The following is a 16683-nucleotide window of genomic DNA, read 5'->3' as shown; positions in this document are numbered from 1 at the left end:
GCTATAATATTTTTAAAATATTTTCAAGGAATGATTTTATGGGATATATAAGTATAGAACAAGCTATAAAAGAACTTCAAGATGGTAAGATGTTGGTAATGGTGGATGCAGAAGATAGGGAAAATGAAGGGGATTTGATTTTCCCTGCACAATTTAGCTCACAAGAAAAAGTAAATTTTACCATCACTCACGCAAGAGGTGTGGTATGTGTAGCATTAAGTGAGAACTTAGCTAAAAAATTTGAACTACCTTTAATGGTACCTAAAAACACATCAAATCACGAAACAGCTTTTACCATCACTGTCGATGCAAAAAATGCAACAACAGGAGTAAGTGCCTACGAAAGAGATATGACTATACAAATTTTTGCTGATGATAATGCAAAGGCGAGTGATTTTGTGCGTCCTGGACATATTAATCCTTTGATAGCAAAAAAAGGTGGAGTTTTAGAAAGAACGGGCCATACAGAAGGAACAGTGGATTTATGTCGTTTGGCAGGATTAAAAGAAGCATGCGTAATATGTGAAATTGTTAAAGATAATGGAGATATGGCTAGAAGAAGCGATTTGCTTGAGTTTTGCAAAAAACATGATATTAATATGATTACTATTTCAGATTTAATCGAGTATCGTTTAAAAAATGAAAGTTTGATTTCTTTAATTAAAGAAGAAGAAAGTATTTTAGCAGGTTTTAAAGCTAAAAAAATGACTTTTAAAGATCACAATGAAAATGAACACATAGCTTTTAGCTTTGGCACTTTGAAAGAATGTGAGAATGTTAAATTTTATCTTAGTGGAAGCGACTTTGAGCTTCTAACTTCTAATAAATTTAATGAATTATTAAAACAGATTGGATTTTTAAGTCAAAAAGGTGGTGTAATCATTTTCATGAAAAATGAAAAACAAGAAAACATACAATTTAAAAATTATGGCATAGGAGCGCAAATTTTAAGGTATTTAAAAATTTCAAAAATCAAACTTCTAAGTCAAAATACCGATAAAGAATTTATAGGCTTAAAAGGCTTTGGGCTTGATATTACAAGCAGTGATTTTAAAGCTTAAATTCTAAAAACTTAAACTTATCGCCAAAGTTAAACATCAAATTTTTACTTTGGTTGATAAAGTTTTTATAAATTTGGAGGTTAATATTTTTAACTTGTTCGATAATTTCTTCTAAGCCAAAATCAATTAAGGCTTGATTTTGATTTTTATATTCTAACACCTCAAAGCCCTCTTCTTTTAAAACTTGTAAAAAATGATCAAAATTTACATTATATGTAATATCGCTTTTAGCAAAAAAATCTTTTAAGTTTTCTTCAAAAAGATTATACACTTGGTGATTTTTATACATTCTAATACTAATTTTTTCTTCTTTTTTTGCATAATCAAAACATGCAAAAGTTAGTTTTTCACAGGTTTGTTTTAATTTGGATAAAAAGGGTTTATAAGAAATACAAAGCTCGCTATTAGTGATAGAATATTTTTCACATTCTTTTAAAAGATCTTCATTCATAGCTTTAAAAACAATGTTTAAATCATCATCAACATATGCCATTGTTCTATCTTTTATAAGCTCACACGCAAAACAATCAAATAATTCATTAGCGTAAAAAAAGGCGTTTTTAAAATGACATTCTTCTAAAGAATTATAAATTTTTACATCCAAATCATACTCATCAAAAAGTTTTTTTTGAACACATTTTAATTTTTCATGTGGCTCTATGATAAAACACTCAATCTGCTCTAGAATATCAGCCCTAAGAGTGTATAGAGCTTGTATAAAATCAAGCATTAAATGCCCTTCATTTGCCCCTATTTCTACAACTTCAACCGGTAAAATTAGCTTTTTATCATCTATAAGTTTTAAAAAATGATTAGCTAAGAGTGTTCCAAACAGATTTCCCACGCTAACTGCGGTATAAAAATCTCCATTTTTACCAACACTCACAGCTTGGGAGTAATATTTATCAATCCAATTTTGAAAAAACTCGCTAAAAACTATCATTATAAAGCATTAAATTTGGCTATAAAATCAAGTGGATCAACTTGCACACCATTAACTAAAATTCCAAAATGCAAATGCGGTCCTGTAACCCTACCGCTAGCTCCACTCAAACCTATAAGCTCACCCTTTTTTACCTTTTGTCCTACTTTTACATTAAGTTTTGATAGATGATAATACTGAGAATAAATCCCATATCCATGATCAATTACCACTGAATTTCCTGCATAATAACGATTTGAAGCAATCCTTACAATACCATCATTGCTAGCATAAATTTTTGTCCCACTTGCTGCTCTAAAATCAGTTCCGCTATGATAACTTTTAAGAGTATCATTAAACAATCTTGCTTTTCCAAAAGCACTTGTAATTTTACTTTCTAAAGGGTATGTAAAATTGCCTTCAAATAAAGCCATATTAGTATAAGTATTATAAACCTTAATAGCTTCTTGATATTCTTTGCTAATGCGATCAAGTGTTTCTTTAGGTGGATTAACCTTAGAAGCACTAACTTTTAAAAATTCTTTTTTATAGTTTCCTTCGCTAAATTTTATGTTAATTTCTTCTTTGGAATTATCTTTAAATTCAGCTATTAATTTTCTATCTTTAGGATTTTTATAAGGTATGGCTATACTAACAATGACTTTATTTTTATACTCAAAAAAAGGAAGTTTTTTAGAATTTGAGCTAATTTGTAAAAAATTATTTTTATCAAATTCTAAAAAAATTACTTGCCCTTTTACAAGCTCAATCTCTCTAGCTTCTAATGCAAATACCAAAAAACAAAGTAAAAAAAGAATTTTTCTCATACACTAAGCTCTTTAATATCAGCTATTTTTAAAAACTCACGATAAATTGCACATACTAAAGCTTGACGATTGTTTTTAATATTTTCATCTTTGTCATTAATCATTACTTTATCAAAAAAAGCATCAATTTGTGGTTTTAGTGCAAAAAGGCTTTCTAAAAGCTCTTGGGTGTTATTTTCTTTTGTTTTACACTGCATAAAAGCTTGGTATAAATCTTTTTCCTCTTGAGTGTTAAACAAATTTTCATTAATTTGAACTTCGCTTAATATTGCAATATTTGCCAAGCGCTTAAAAGTAGCAAAATTTTGACTAAAATCTGCCTTATTTGCACTTTGTATTAAAGCTTTAATACAAGAATTAATATAAATAACATCATAAGTTTTAGAGCTAAGCACAGCTTTAACAAAAGAAGCATTAACCTCATAAAAAGTATATAAACGCTCTAAGATAAAGTCTAGTAAAATTTTCAAATCAAAGCTTTTATATTCACTAGCTATTACTTCTAAAAATATCTTAAGATCAAAATTTTTATTTAAAGCTAGAATAATTTTTAAAACACCATTTGCTGCTCTTCTTAAAGCATAAGGATCTTTTGTACCACTTGGGATTTTCCCCATTGAAAAAAGCCCCATGAGTGTATCAAATTTATAAGCCAAAGCTACAATAGAACTAAATTCATTACTTGGCATAGCTGAATTATCGCCATTTGGAAGATATTGTTCTTTAATCGCTAAAGCAAGCTCATCACTCATACCCATAGCTTTAGCATAATAAGATCCCATAATACCTTGAAGATCAGTAAATTCATACACCATTTGAGTGCTTAGATCAGCTTTTGAGTATTCTATGGCTTTTAAGATTTCATCTTTTTGAGTATTAGCAAAAACCTCACAAAGCTTAGTAGCGATTTTTTGCTCTCTAATAATTTTATCTTTTAAGCTTCCAAGTCCTTCAAGATATACCATTTGACTTATTTTGTCATTATTTAAGCCTTGTGCTAAGTCATTTTTCCAAAAAAACATCGCATCACTTAATCTTGCTCTTAAAACTCTTTCATTGCCATTAATGATTTTAGAATAATCCTCACAAACCGCATTCGAAACTACAATAAAATGATTGCTTAAAGTATTATTTTTAAATACTGCAAAATAGCGTTGATTTTCTCTCATAGAAGTAATTATCACTTCGCTTGGGATTTCTAAATACTCTTTTTCAAAATGCCCTAATAATGCTTTTGGATACTCTGTAATAGCTACAACTTCAGCTAAAAGCTCATCATCTTCTGCGATAGTAATATCATTTTCTTTTTCAAGTGTCTTTAACTGTTCAATGATAAGTTTTTTTCTTTGTTCTTGATCTAAAATAATATAATTTTGCTCTAGAGTTTTAAGATACTCATCAATATTTGAAAAAGGTATTGAATCATAACTAACACTTCTATGAACAAAAGTGCTTTTTGCGCTTTTAACGCCATAACTTTCAAACTCAATCAATTCATCATTTAAAATACAGCAAAGCGAGCGGATAGCCCTAATAAATTCAAAGCTACCATCACCCCATCTCATAGTTTTACCAAAACTCAAGCTTTTTAAAAAAGCCTCGATCATTTGAGCTAAAACCACCTTGCTTTGCAAGCCTTGTACTTGTTTTTGACAATACAATACTTCTTTACCCTTAATTTCTTTAAATTCAAGCTCTTCTTCTTTTAAACCACTTTTTTCTAAAAAACTAAGCCCTGCTTGAGTAAGCTTTCCATCTTTATAAGCTATCGCCCTAGGTGCACCTATAAATTCCACAAAAGAATCATCTTGTTTTTCTTTAAAATTTTCATGAATAAAAACTAATCTTCTAGGAGTATAGAAAAATTTAAATTCAGATTCTAAATGATACTCTTGTAAAATCTTTTCCCATTTTTTAGTAATATTTGGAAGTTCTTTTAATAAAGGAATAGCAGGAAGCTCTTCTGTACCTATTTCTATTAACAATTTCATTTTACACTCTTTTTTAAAAATTTTTTAGTGTATTTTACCTATTTTTTTTAAAATCTTTCTTTGTTTTTAATTTTTCTTCTCTTTGTTTGGCTTTTTCTTGCATTTGGCGGTTAAAGCCAAACACAAGAAAAACCATAAAAGCTACAAACAAAGCAATAATAATATAATCTATCATTAGTCCCAACACTCTGCGTTTTTAATACCAAGCTTTGAAGCACTAAACACTGGATCTCTACCTTGTCTTTTTTGCTCGCTAAAATCTTTTAATACCTTTTTCACTATACCACCAAGCAATAAAATAGAAATGATATTAATCGTAGCCATAAACGCCATAGTAGTATCAGCTAAATCCCACGCAAATTTTAAATCCATATTTGCACCAATAAAAATCATAAGCACGGCACTTGCTTTAAAAAGATTAATAATAATAGGATTTTGAGTAAGGTATTTAATATTTGCTTGAGCATAATAATAATTTCCTATCAAAGAAGTAATAGCAAATAAAACTATACTAACAGTAGTAAAATGTACACCTAGATTTCCATAATATTCTTTCATGGATTCTTGCACTAAAGGTAGTGCTGTTAAAATAGGCTTACCGTCTACACCAATATTATTAGCATAAGCAAGTGAAAATAATACCAAAAATCCTGAACTTGTACAAATAATCACATCAATTAACACAGAAAATGCTTGAATAACCCCTTGTTTTGCAGGGTGAGTTGTAAGAGCTGAAGCTGCTGCATTTGGTGCTGAACCCATACCTGCTTCATTAGAAAATAATCCTCTTTTTATACCTATAACCAAAGCAGAACCTGCAAATCCACCAAAAATAGCTTCAAAATCAAAAGCGCTTTTAAAAATCATAGAAAACACTTCAGGAATTTTATCAAAATTCATAAACATCGCTATAATAGATAAACCAACATAAATCATCGCCATAATAGGAACGATGACCGAGCTTACTTTACCTATTTTAGTATGATCACCAAAAAACATATAAGCAGCAAAAATAGCCAAAATAGCCCCTATTACAATAGGCCACCAACTTTGCGAAAAACTTACTTCGCTAGCATCAACCATACCTTTATAATAAAACTCAAATGCTGAAGTCATAGTTTGACTTTGAAGTCCATTAAATCCATAAGCATAAGTAATGATTAAAATCACCGCAAATATAGCACCAAGCCATTTTAAATTTAAAGCTTTACTAATATAATAAGCAGGGCCACCTTTAAAACTTTTACCATCACGGCTTTTATAAACTTGTGCTAAAGTGCTTTCTGCAAAAGCCGAAGCGCCGCCAAAAAATGCCATAGCCCACATCCAAAACAAAGCACCAGGTCCGCCCAAAACAACCGCTACTGCAATACCTGCAATATTTCCTATACCAACTCTTGAAGCTGTTGAAATCATCAAAGCCTGAAAAGGAGTAATATGGTGTTTTTCATGTTTTTCTTGCTTTTCTGTCAAAATGTCAAACACATAAGGAAGCATTCGAAATTGCACAAAACCCGTCAAATAACTATAATAAAACCCTACAATAATAAGCAAAATAACCAAAATGGAATAATACTGATTATTTACAAAGCCAACAAATTGGGATATTAAATCCATATTTATCTCCTTTTTATAATTTAATCGAGTGTAAATTTATCATAAAAAAATGAATTTGCTACAAAAAAATATAATTTTATATTAATTTTATTTTATTTTTTACAGCTATGTGAAAATTTAACTCACGATATTTACCAAAAAAACACATAAAAATGCTTTTAAGTAAAAAGAAAACTTAATTTTTATACACTTAGTTTTTTTAAAATTTTATAAGGTGTTTAAATTGAAACAAAATACGATGAAAATTTTTGTATTTTTTGCCATTATTGTTTTTTGGGCTTATTTTTCATTTCCTATTGAAATTTTACAAGTTAAAGATCAAAATGGCTTAGCTACAGGAGAATATGCTTATACTATAGAAGCCAAAGCTTATGTTCATAGTTATTTCACAACACTTGGCTTAACAGTGGGTGGAATTTTAATAGGAATAGCACTTGGTTTTTTCCTAGCATTTTTAAGATTTTTAGAAATCCAAAGTTTAAATTTCATCATAGATGAATACATAGACATTATACGCGGAACCCCTCTGCTTTTACAGCTTTTGATTTTCTCAGTAGTGATTTTTGCTACTTGGAGTGATAATTTTTATGTAGCTATTATTGCACTTGGACTTAATAGTTCTGCTTATGTAGCTGAAATCGTAAGAAGTGGAATTCAAAGTGTAGACAAAGGACAAATGGAAGCATCAAGAGCAATGGGGCTTAATTATTCTGCTTCTATGAGACTAATCATCTTTCCGCAAGCGATTAAAAATATCTTACCTTCTTTAATGAATGAATTTATTTCTTTATTTAAAGAAACTTCAATAGTGGGCTATATTAGCGTTATGGATATTACCATGCAAAGTAAAAGCTTACAAGCAATTTATTACAACCCTAAACCTATTATTTTTACAGGGCTTGTATATTATGTAAGCGTTAAAATTTTAACACTGATTGCAAGATTTATAGAAATGAGATTAAATAAACATGATTAAAATAGAAAATTTGATTAAAAAATATGGAGATTTAGAAGTTTTAAAAGATATTAGCATTGAAGTACATAAAGGTGATATTATTGCTATTATAGGGCCTAGCGGAGGTGGAAAAAGTACTTTTTTACGCTGTTTAAATAAACTTGAAACACCAGATAGTGGTAATATTTATATCAATAACATTAATATACTTGATAAAAAAACAGATATCAATAAAATTCGACAAAAAGTAAGCATGGTATTTCAACATTTTAATCTTTTTAATAATAAAAATGTTTTGGAAAATTTATGCCTAGTGCCAGTACAAACAAAAATCATGGGTAAAGATGAAGCAGTAAAAAAAGCACGAGAATTACTCAAAAAAGTTGGCCTAAGTGATAAAGAAAATTATTTTCCTCATAAGCTTTCAGGTGGACAAAAACAGCGTATTGCCATAGCAAGATCATTAATGATGAATCCTGATGTGATTTTATTTGATGAGCCAACTTCAGCTTTAGATCCTGAAATGATAGGTGAAGTTTTAAATATCATGAAAGAAGTAGCTAAAGAAGGTCTAACCATGCTTGTAGTTACACATGAAATGGGATTTGCAAGAAATGTAGCTAATCGAATTTTCTTTATGGATAAAGGCATTATAGCAGTAGATGAATGTCCTAAAATAGCTTTTGAAAACCCAAAAAATGAAAGATTGAAAGAATTTTTAAATCAAGTTTTAAATCATTAAAATTTTTCAAAAGAGGCAAAATTTTGCCTCAAAGCTTCATAACTCACTATGCCTACACTTGTAGCTAAATTTAAACTTCTACCACAATCTTTCATCGGTATAGTAATGGCATTTTCCCATTTTTTTTGCATTAAATCCATAGGTAAGCCAAAACTTTCACTTCCAAAAAATAAAAAATCACCTTTTTGATAATTTACATCAAAATAAGCTTGAGTAGTTTTAGTTGTCGCAAAGAAAAATCTATCTTGAAATTTTTCATACTCTTTTAAAAAATCTTCTAAATTATCCCATAAAAAAGGATTTAATTTTTTCCAATAATCAAGTCCTGCTCTTTTAACTGCCTTTTCATCAATACTAAAAAGTGGATTGATAATATGTAAAGCAAAACCTGCATTAAAACACATTCTACCTATACTTCCTGTATTTTGTGGTATGCGAGGCTCAACTAAGACTATATGAAACATCTTTTTCCTTGAAATGGTGTCCCCAGCAAGGTTTGAACTATGCTATAAAATAGCTTATTTATAGATATTTTATACCAAAAATTCACAAATAGGTATAAAATGGGTATAATTTGCTAAGAACATATATTTTTTATTTTCCAAAAGATACTTTAAAATATATTAGACAAAACTTAATTATCTAAATTATATCTCAACATCTTTTTCATTTAAAATATCTAAGGTGTCAAAACTATACCAGTTTTCATTTAGTAGATTTTTAGTTACCATTTCAACATCTTCCTTTGAAGCCTCTCCAAAAAAAACATGCTCATCAATATCACTATTTTCATCTAAAGGCAAACTAGCTTCTTTTAAATTAGAGCTTAAAAATATATCACTAATATAACCTATAATATCTGAAGATGTAGCATCTTTATTAATTAAAACATCAACTATAGGGGTTTGATTAGAAATTGCACTATTAATATCAACTCCTATTTTATATCCAGCACTTACCAATCCTGCAACAGCTAAAACCAATTTTAAAACTTTATTTATTTTAGCTAAAGAACTTCCATTATCTACTATGCCTAAAAAACTTAATGCGTCTATAACACCTCCAAGCGTACTAAGTGCGATTGTTATATTTGTTATAATTGTAGCCGAAGCTCCGCCTATCATACCACCTAAAGCCCCACCTATAACTCCACCTGTATAAAAACTAATAAAAACAATCACAGCAGAAACAACAGGAGCTATTATAAACTCCCACCATTCCTTATCTTCTTTCACATAAAGATCATACATACTATCCCATAAAATAAACCATCTATCTTTTCTTCCATAAGGCATATTGCTTTCATTATTATAACAAGGCATCAATGAGATATTTTTATAAAAAAAACTACTCCGACTTCTCAAAACAACAGGCTCTTGATAAGCTATATTATTTAAATTAGAAAGAAATGCTAGAGGGTGAAATATATCGCCTAATTTAGAAACATTGATGTTATTGTTAAATGCACTTAAAAAATCAATATTAGATATTTTTTCAGGTACAATAAATACATTTTTATTTAATCTCAAGAACTCATCATAATATGGTCTTAAATTGTAATATCTACCATCTTCACTCTCTACTAAACTTGGCTTAAATTTGTCTTTATCCGGTAAAATAAAATTAGGTTTTACAAGCTCATTATTAACTATATTAGATTTTACAAAAATATATTTTGGCTTCTCAAATATTAATATATATTTTCCAGCATCTTTGTCATAAACTTTACCAACAAGCAATAAAGCATTATAAAAACCGTGCAACTTATCAAAAGTTATTCTATTATATAAATAATAAAAATTCTTTAACTCTTCTTTGTATTTTAAAAGATAGCTAGGGTTTGTAACAACATTTTTTCCATGAAAATCAAAACTAAACAAGCTTAAATTTTGTCTTTTCCTTATAATTTGACAAGTATCATGATATATTCCACTTTTATCTCCAGGGTCTCCTCTATACCACTCATAAGGGTTTTGACCTACAAAAAACTGATTTAACCCCAAATCCCCACTATTATGGTAATTATATGGAGCTCTAGAAGGACTTTTAATATCATAAAAATCAATTCCATAGGAATTTGGGAAGAGCGGGTGATAAATTCTTGTTTTTACAGCCCTACCTTTTCTTATTAATTGTTTATGCAAAAGCTCTACATATTTATGTACAAAGGTAGTTCCGTATAAAAACCAAGCTTGATAGCATTCTACATATCCTATGTCATTTGCATTCTGTGGATATTTAGCTCTTAAAAAATATTTTGGAGTTCTATATTTTTTATCAATCATTTATCTATATTTTCAATTTTTTCTTTTACCCAAGATTCCAACTCTTTTGGTATTTCAAGCCCACCTGCGCTTAGCCCAAAACTATATCCTTGTGCAACTTTTGCCGCTTCTATTCTTAACATATCATCTATTTGTTCTCGTTGTCTATCTATGAGTGCGGGTTTTTTCTTTTCAGTTTCTATTTGTGCTTGTATAAGTTTTATTTTCTCGCTATTAAGTTCGTTTTCATCGCCTTGCAAAATCATCCCCAATGCTGTCGTTTGACTTTGTGCTACTATACTTTGTCCTACTAAAGATAGCGCATTTGCTAAAGTTTTAAACTGCTCTTCGTTTTTAATAACATCATTTTTTATGCTATCATCTAATATCTTTTTTAATTCTCCAAATGGGGATTTTTCCGCCAAGCTTAACTCTAAAATTTCGGGATATATTTTTTTAAATTGATTTAATCTTTGCTCATAATTCATCATTCAACTCCTTAATTTTATCTATATTGATCTCACATTGCTTATAGTGATAAAAAAGCTCACTATAAGCTTTTAATATATCTTTTTCATCTTGCACTATAGGTTTATGCGCTCTATCAAATTCTAAAAGCTCATTTGGTATTTGCACTTTTTGAATTTGTATTTTGGTTAATACTTGTGTTTTGCTCCCACAGCCTATCAAGCATAACATTAAAAAGCTTAATGGTATTAGTTTCATTGCTTTTGGATATATAGTTTTTAACATCATTAACCCTTGTTTTGATTTGATTTTTTTGAGTATTTGCATGAAAGAGTGCTTTTAGCTCTTGCTCGTGTCTTATTTTAAGCTCTTGAGTAATCCTTGTGAGTTCATTATTTACACTCAAAGCTAAATTTAAATCACTTTGACTTTTTTCTAATTTTGCTTGAGTACCATCAAGTCTTAGATAAAAATATCCTGCTAAAATTGCCATTAGAGCTAAAGCGATATAAAGCTTTGTATTTTTAAATAAAAGATTTATCATTTCTTATTTTAGAAGTTTAAGTAAGATTTGAGTATAATTTCAAAGGGTGGAACACCAAAGGTGGCCGCCTTTGGTGTTAATCAACACTCAGTTAGGTGGTGATTAAATTGAACCATAAAATTCTAGTAATAATTATACTACTTTGTATAATTATAGTCAAGGCTTATTAGCTTTGATTTCCCCTTTAAAAAGGGGAGCTAGAATACCACCTTTGGCCTACTTAAACTTTTATCTCCTTTCTAAAATTTATTTGTAATTTCTAATTTTATATTTGATAAATCTTGCTGATATAACAAGTCATATAATTTTTTACAAGCTTGTCTACTTTGACCTATACTTTCATCACTCTTAGTTAAACCTAGCAAAATACAACCTTCTGTATCTTTGTCAGTGTTTCCCCAATGCAACAAAATGTGTCTATCAAAAGGCACATCATCGTTGTAGATATTTACAACACTATCATCATCATTTAAAACTTTAACTCCTGCTACTACCCTTTTGCCTTTATCATTAAAACTAGATAGCGTATGTCTTTTTAGATTATAAACTCCAGCAGGAACTCTTAAGTCTTTTTCTCTTTCAATCCCTTCTTTATCTTCTTCCAAAGAAAAACACTCAAAAAGAATATTTTCTTTTTCATCTAAGACTTTAAACTCTCCTATGACACAAGTATTTCTTAAATACTTTCTAGTTAATTTTAGTTTCATTTATTCTCCTTTTGGTGTAATTAAAAACAAATTTGCATATCTCCCATAATCTTTATAAAGATTGTTTTTATCATTGTTTGTATTTGTTTGATTATTGAACTCAGCTTGAGTTGCATTTTCAAAAATATATCCAGCGTGATTTTCATTTTCTTTGGTAGTGCCAAAAGGTGGTAAAACTTGAACTTCATAAGGAATAATCTCTTTAATTACATCAGCTTTTGCGATAATCTTTTCAACACTTAAACTATGTATATAAACTTGTCCATAATACCCAGTGCCTCTTGCAAAAAATTTATTAGGAACTTCATCGTTAAAAAGTATGATTTCTACCTCATACTCTCCATTTGAATTCCATAAGCTACAAGTTGTCCAAGATTGACCACTTGCAGCAGTATTGTCAAAATTAAAATAACGCATTAAAGATTGATGGATATTATGAGTAGATCTATAAATACCAGTTGTTTTAATTTTTCCTAAAACTTCATCTTTAGTTAATACTTGAGAAAGACAATCTATTCTTTGTGGTTGTACGGCATTAGAAGTTCCACCTAAACCACTTTTTTGTATAATAAAATTACCTTCATCATAATTTGTGCTTAAACTCTCATCAAGCTTTACAGTATGAGCAAAGCCGTTAGAAAAAGCAAACAATACATCACTCAAACAGCCACCATATTGCCCTGATAAGGTTCGGACTTTAAATTTTATTTTTGTATATTCTTCATTGGCTAACTTTTTCTTAGAAAACAAATCAAGCCATACTGAACCTTTTCCTTGATTTCTTATGCATAAATAAATAGTAGAAGCTTCCTCATTAACATAATTTATTAGTGTTCCAACTTCAGCTTTTATATCAGGGTTTGGCAACTCATAAGAAGTGATAAAACCTGCATCTTTTTGTGGTAAATTACTTACAATTTCTTCCACTATAGGTTGTAATTCTTCTTTAGAAACACCTTCACCTTTCAAAGAAGCTAAAAACTCATCTTCACTTTTTCCCGCATTACCTTCTTTGTTAAGCCAAATTTCATAAGCACTTTTTCCATCTTCTCCTTTGGCTCCACTATCGCCTTTTAAACTTTGAAGTTGCTCAGGCGTAAAATCTTCATAAGTAAACGCATCGCCTTTTTCGCCTTTTAAACTAGCTTGATTTTCTGTAATATAAGATAAAATACCATCTTTTATACTATCATCTAGATTTATCTTATCTAGCTCTTCATTTATGATTTTTATCAATTCTTCTTTATCTATCTTACCATTTTCATAAAATTGCACCAATTTTTCCATTTTGTTTTTAAGCTCATTTAAGCTTTCATTTTGTGTTTGAATAACTTGTTCTAAACTCATTTTATTCCTTTCAAAAAACATTTAACCACATGGAATGTATTGCACGCATGATAAAAAATAAAAGTCTTTACTTTAGAGCAACCAAGCTCACTCATAGCTTCTTTTAAAACTTTATCTGCTAGCTTATAATCATCTTTTGAATATGCTTTTTGGCATAAATAATCATGCACAATTGCTGCACTAAAATACTCACTTTTATATGGAGGATAAATACTCCAAAAAATGCGTGGCACTGAAGCACCATCACTAACAAAGCCTTTTGGCACGATAAAATTTAAACCACACAAACTAACTTCAAATTCTTTTACAACTTCAAATCTATCTTTACCAAAAGGTTTAACTATAACCCTTTTAAGTGTTTTTTTTATCATCTTGCCTACCCTTTTCTTCTTCTTTTATATAAGTATTTGTTTTTAAAAAACCGCTTGAAAAATTCTTTATTTTCTCAACTGCAATATTGTAAATATCTACTTCAGCTATTGCTTTTCTTGTTTTGATACATTGAATATTAATCATCACAGAAAGTATTTCTCCTAAAATCAAAAAGCTAAAACTATAATCTACAAAATAATATAAAGCATCTATTTGCTTTGCACCCAAAGCAAACATAAAAGGTATTCCTAGCATTAAAAACTTTGACAAAAGATCAGAAAAGGTATAAGCCTTAACACTCTCATTTAAAGCTAAAGTTCTGCAAAAACCTACTATTGCTGAAAATATAAAAATAATAAACAAAGTAAAAGCTTGAGCTTCTTTAATACCAGTATATGCTAAAAACTGAAAGAAAAAAGCTAAGATAAAAGAACCTCCAAATAAAGCTATATTGGCTGAATTTTCTAAATGCGACATATTAATCCTCCCAAATAAATTCAAGTCTTAAAAAAGGTAAGTTAATAGCTTGTATGTGATAAAAAGCATTCTTTGCGTGTTTTTCATAGTGATATTCACGCATAGCTTTTGTGGTAAAAAAGATAAAATTTCTTTCATCTTTTTTGTAATTTTTTACATTAGCTCTTAGAAAATAAGAAATATCATAAATAAAATATCCTTCTAATTCTTTAGCTTCTTGTGTTAACTTATTCCAATAAACATACTCAGTAGCAATGTGTGGTATTTTTAATCTTTGTTCTTCGCCATATCTTTGTTTATCTCCGCCAATTAAGGCCATCCATACAAAATTATCAATTGCTTCTTTAGAATTAATAAAAAATGCATCTTTTTTGATGAAAAGTTTGATTTCATCATTTTTATTAAGTTTTTTTAAAGAGCAAATATCATCAAGCTCTAAATCAAGCTCAAGTAATTTATCATTAATGCTTAGATAAAAATTGCTTTTATCATAGACTTGTTTTAAAATTTCATCTCTTGCTATGATATTTTCTAAAGAATTTTTTCTTTCATACATTTCAGAACTTAATGTTGGAAGTCTTTTATCAAGATGTTTATATATTTGATTAGCTCTTAAAAAAGTATCTATTTCAGTTTTAGCTTTTTGTTTATCAGCTTTGAAAAAATCAGGATTGTTTTTATAAATTTCTTTTTGTAAAGCACAAGTGTAGGATTTTTTAAGTCCTGTATCTTTTCTTTCTATCACGCAACTTGCTTTGCAATAATGAAAATAATCACATTCTAAACAATCTTTACTAAGTTCTAAAGAATTTTCTAATAATTGAATATTTTTATAAGCATTAAACTCTATTTCTTTAAAACTTTGATTTAAAATATTTCCACTTTTTAATTCTTTCAAAGCTTGCGATCTATGACAAATGAAACTATCGCCATTTTTTTGAATTAAAAGATGATTAGAGCAGTTTATACTATTGTTGCAATATCCACCCAAAAACTCTTTAAACCAAAAATGTTCTAGTGCAAAAGCATATTTAGTATCTTTTAGTTTTTCTCTTAAGCTTTTATAAAAATTTAGCATAGCTTCATCATTTGCCATAGCAAATTCTTTATTTGCATTAGCACTTTGATAAGCAAACATAATATAAAAATCATTTGCCATATCAAAACCTAAGCCCTCAAGCATATAAATATCTTTTATAAACTCATCTACATTTAAATGCTCACTAGTCATGGTCGCTGAAATTTGCTTAAAATATGGATAAGTGCTTAAAAGTTCTATCATTTTTAAGGTTTTCTCTAAAGTGCTTTTTCCATTTTTCAATACTCTATATTTTTCATGCATTCTTAAAGGTAAATCCACGCTAGCACTAATGCCAACTTGATATTTTTTAAAAAGCTCATAGAATTTATCTAGATTGTAAAGATTAGTTTTTAAATGCACTAAATGATTGATTGTTTTTTCTTTTTCAAAAAGTTTAATATAATGCTTATTTTCTTTAAAATAATCATCAATCGCACTTAATAAATCTTCACTATCTTTTAATGAGCAAGTACTAAATTCAGCCCCATGTAAAAACACTTCTGTGATAATCACTCCATCATCTTTTAATTTTTTAGCTATTTTTTTAAATTGCTCTGCCATATCACTTGTTTTTTCTTTTTGCTCTGTTAATTTTCCAAGATAGCAATAACTACATGCAAAATTACAATATGAATTTGGCACAAAAGTTAAACTTTTTCCTATCATTAAAAACCCTTTGCTTTCTTAAAAAGTTCATCTACTTCATCATCACTTAATTTTGCTTGTTGTTGAAAAAACAAAATAAGCTCGTTATTTCTTTCAAATTCTGTTGCATATTCCCAGCTTATTTGAGTTGCCTTAGGAGCACTTTGCATCATAGTTTCTATTGTCTCTAAAAGTTCTACTTCTAAAAGCGCTAATTTAGCTTGTCTTATACTTATCTTTCTTGGCACTCCTTTTTCATCATAATCACTCATTCTTTCTTGCATTAAAGGATGATTGTTAATGAGTGCATCAACTTCTTCTTTTAAAATACTTTGTGCTATTTCTTTTAAATTAGGGATATTAACTTGTTCTTTATCTACCTTTGTGTAGCAAGGTAAGATTTCATCTTCATTCATTTCTTCTATGGGTTTATGCCCCCAAGTTAAAGTATAAATTTGATGCAAGAAAAAATCATATTTATCATCATCTTTTTTTTCTAAGCATTTTTGCAATGAAGCCTTACTTTCATTTAAATGTTTAGCTTTGTTAATACTTTTTTGATCACTAGCACCATCTAGTGCTAAAAGCTTTTGTTCTATTCTAGCTATAGTAGTTTCAAGTTCTAAAAAATCATTTGCATTTATATTATAAAACATAATATTT

General features: G+C 28.9%; 19 protein-coding genes. 3 read left to right on the top strand and 16 right to left on the bottom strand.

Annotated features, from left to right (window positions below; genetic code table 11):
• Positions 1-38 precede the first annotated feature (38 nt).
• Complete coding sequence (locus L8X33_RS05650) at positions 39-1061, top strand: bifunctional 3,4-dihydroxy-2-butanone 4-phosphate synthase/GTP cyclohydrolase II (RefSeq protein ID WP_263670188.1); 1023 nt, start codon at positions 39-41, stop codon at positions 1059-1061.
• Here the strand turns inward: L8X33_RS05650 and L8X33_RS05645 are convergent.
• From L8X33_RS05645 to L8X33_RS05625, 5 genes are read right to left on the bottom strand one after another with little or no spacing between them, the layout of a single operon-like run.
• Positions 1051-2001 carry an SAM-dependent methyltransferase gene (locus L8X33_RS05645; protein ID WP_318529720.1) on the bottom strand — a complete coding sequence of 317 codons (951 nt, stop codon included), beginning with the start codon at positions 1999-2001 and terminating at the stop codon, positions 1051-1053. The genes L8X33_RS05650 and L8X33_RS05645 overlap by 11 nt on opposite strands.
• Before the next feature lie 2 nt (positions 2002-2003).
• Positions 2004-2810 (bottom strand): M23 family metallopeptidase, encoded by an 807-nt coding sequence (locus L8X33_RS05640; RefSeq protein ID WP_133319267.1) that lies wholly within the window; start codon positions 2808-2810, stop codon positions 2004-2006.
• Entirely contained in the window at positions 2807-4801 is a 1995-nt protein-coding gene (gene glyS, locus L8X33_RS05635; protein WP_263670183.1) for a glycine--tRNA ligase subunit beta, read from the bottom strand. The genes L8X33_RS05640 and glyS overlap by 4 nt, the downstream gene beginning before the upstream one ends.
• A 34-nt stretch (positions 4802-4835) precedes the next feature.
• A complete protein-coding gene (locus tag L8X33_RS05630; protein WP_087685579.1) occupies positions 4836-4976 on the bottom strand; it encodes a hypothetical protein in 141 nt (46 codons plus the stop codon).
• Entirely contained in the window at positions 4976-6418 is a 1443-nt protein-coding gene (locus tag L8X33_RS05625) for an alanine/glycine:cation symporter family protein (RefSeq protein ID WP_133319269.1), read from the bottom strand. Before L8X33_RS05625 ends, L8X33_RS05630 begins: the two co-directional genes overlap by 1 nt.
• A 223-nt stretch (positions 6419-6641) precedes the next feature.
• On the opposite strand from L8X33_RS05625, the gene L8X33_RS05620 reads away from it, so the two are divergent.
• On the top strand, positions 6642-7394 hold the full coding sequence (locus tag L8X33_RS05620) for an amino acid ABC transporter permease (protein WP_133319270.1): 753 nt from the start codon (positions 6642-6644) through the stop codon (positions 7392-7394).
• Positions 7387-8115, top strand: coding sequence for an amino acid ABC transporter ATP-binding protein (locus L8X33_RS05615; protein ID WP_133319271.1), 729 nt, complete (start codon positions 7387-7389; stop codon positions 8113-8115). Before L8X33_RS05620 ends, L8X33_RS05615 begins: the two co-directional genes overlap by 8 nt.
• Here L8X33_RS05615 and L8X33_RS05610 read toward each other — a convergent pair.
• The 11 genes from L8X33_RS05610 to L8X33_RS05560 form a co-directional block, all read right to left on the bottom strand.
• On the bottom strand, positions 8112-8579 hold the full coding sequence (locus L8X33_RS05610; RefSeq protein WP_257928077.1) for a tRNA (cytidine(34)-2'-O)-methyltransferase: 468 nt from the start codon (positions 8577-8579) through the stop codon (positions 8112-8114). The two genes, L8X33_RS05615 and L8X33_RS05610, sit on opposite strands and share 4 nt — an antisense overlap.
• 183 nt (positions 8580-8762) lie before the next feature.
• On the bottom strand, positions 8763-10400 hold the full coding sequence (locus tag L8X33_RS05605; RefSeq protein WP_263670181.1) for a hypothetical protein: 1638 nt from the start codon (positions 10398-10400) through the stop codon (positions 8763-8765).
• Entirely contained in the window at positions 10397-10870 is a 474-nt protein-coding gene (locus L8X33_RS05600) for a hypothetical protein (RefSeq protein WP_039625790.1), read from the bottom strand. The genes L8X33_RS05605 and L8X33_RS05600 overlap by 4 nt, the downstream gene beginning before the upstream one ends.
• Positions 10857-11015: a hypothetical protein gene (locus tag L8X33_RS05595; RefSeq protein WP_250325510.1), complete on the bottom strand. Its 159-nt coding sequence runs from the start codon at positions 11013-11015 to the stop codon at positions 10857-10859. The genes L8X33_RS05600 and L8X33_RS05595 overlap by 14 nt, the downstream gene beginning before the upstream one ends.
• Positions 10999-11391, bottom strand: coding sequence for a hypothetical protein (locus tag L8X33_RS05590; protein ID WP_263670179.1), 393 nt, complete (start codon positions 11389-11391; stop codon positions 10999-11001). Before L8X33_RS05590 ends, L8X33_RS05595 begins: the two co-directional genes overlap by 17 nt.
• Before the next feature lie 239 nt (positions 11392-11630).
• Positions 11631-12098 (bottom strand): DUF5675 family protein, encoded by a 468-nt coding sequence (locus tag L8X33_RS05585; protein ID WP_263666977.1) that lies wholly within the window; start codon positions 12096-12098, stop codon positions 11631-11633.
• Positions 12099-13445, bottom strand: a complete 1347-nt coding sequence (locus L8X33_RS05580) for a hypothetical protein (RefSeq protein WP_263670178.1) — start codon at positions 13443-13445, stop codon at positions 12099-12101. It lies immediately after the preceding gene.
• Positions 13442-13816 (bottom strand): DUF1353 domain-containing protein, encoded by a 375-nt coding sequence (locus L8X33_RS05575; RefSeq protein ID WP_263670177.1) that lies wholly within the window; start codon positions 13814-13816, stop codon positions 13442-13444. Before L8X33_RS05575 ends, L8X33_RS05580 begins: the two co-directional genes overlap by 4 nt.
• The gene (locus tag L8X33_RS05570; RefSeq protein WP_047208161.1) at positions 13797-14294 is read right to left on the bottom strand and encodes a hypothetical protein; all 498 of its coding nucleotides are present in this window, start codon (positions 14292-14294) and stop codon (positions 13797-13799) included. Before L8X33_RS05570 ends, L8X33_RS05575 begins: the two co-directional genes overlap by 20 nt.
• 1 nt (position 14295) lies before the next feature.
• Positions 14296-16041, bottom strand: a complete 1746-nt coding sequence (locus tag L8X33_RS05565; protein ID WP_263670176.1) for a radical SAM/SPASM domain-containing protein — start codon at positions 16039-16041, stop codon at positions 14296-14298.
• On the bottom strand, positions 16041-16676 hold the full coding sequence (locus L8X33_RS05560; RefSeq protein WP_263670174.1) for a hypothetical protein: 636 nt from the start codon (positions 16674-16676) through the stop codon (positions 16041-16043). The genes L8X33_RS05565 and L8X33_RS05560 overlap by 1 nt, the downstream gene beginning before the upstream one ends.
• Between the last annotated feature and the right edge of the window lie 7 nt (positions 16677-16683).

Origin of the sequence: Campylobacter sp. CNRCH_2014_2849 (assembly GCF_025772845.1) — a bacterium.
Taxonomy (GTDB): domain Bacteria; phylum Campylobacterota; class Campylobacteria; order Campylobacterales; family Campylobacteraceae; genus Campylobacter_D; species Campylobacter_D lari_D.
Note: the sequence above shows the minus strand (reverse complement) of the source record. Positions and strands in the feature narration are given on the sequence as shown.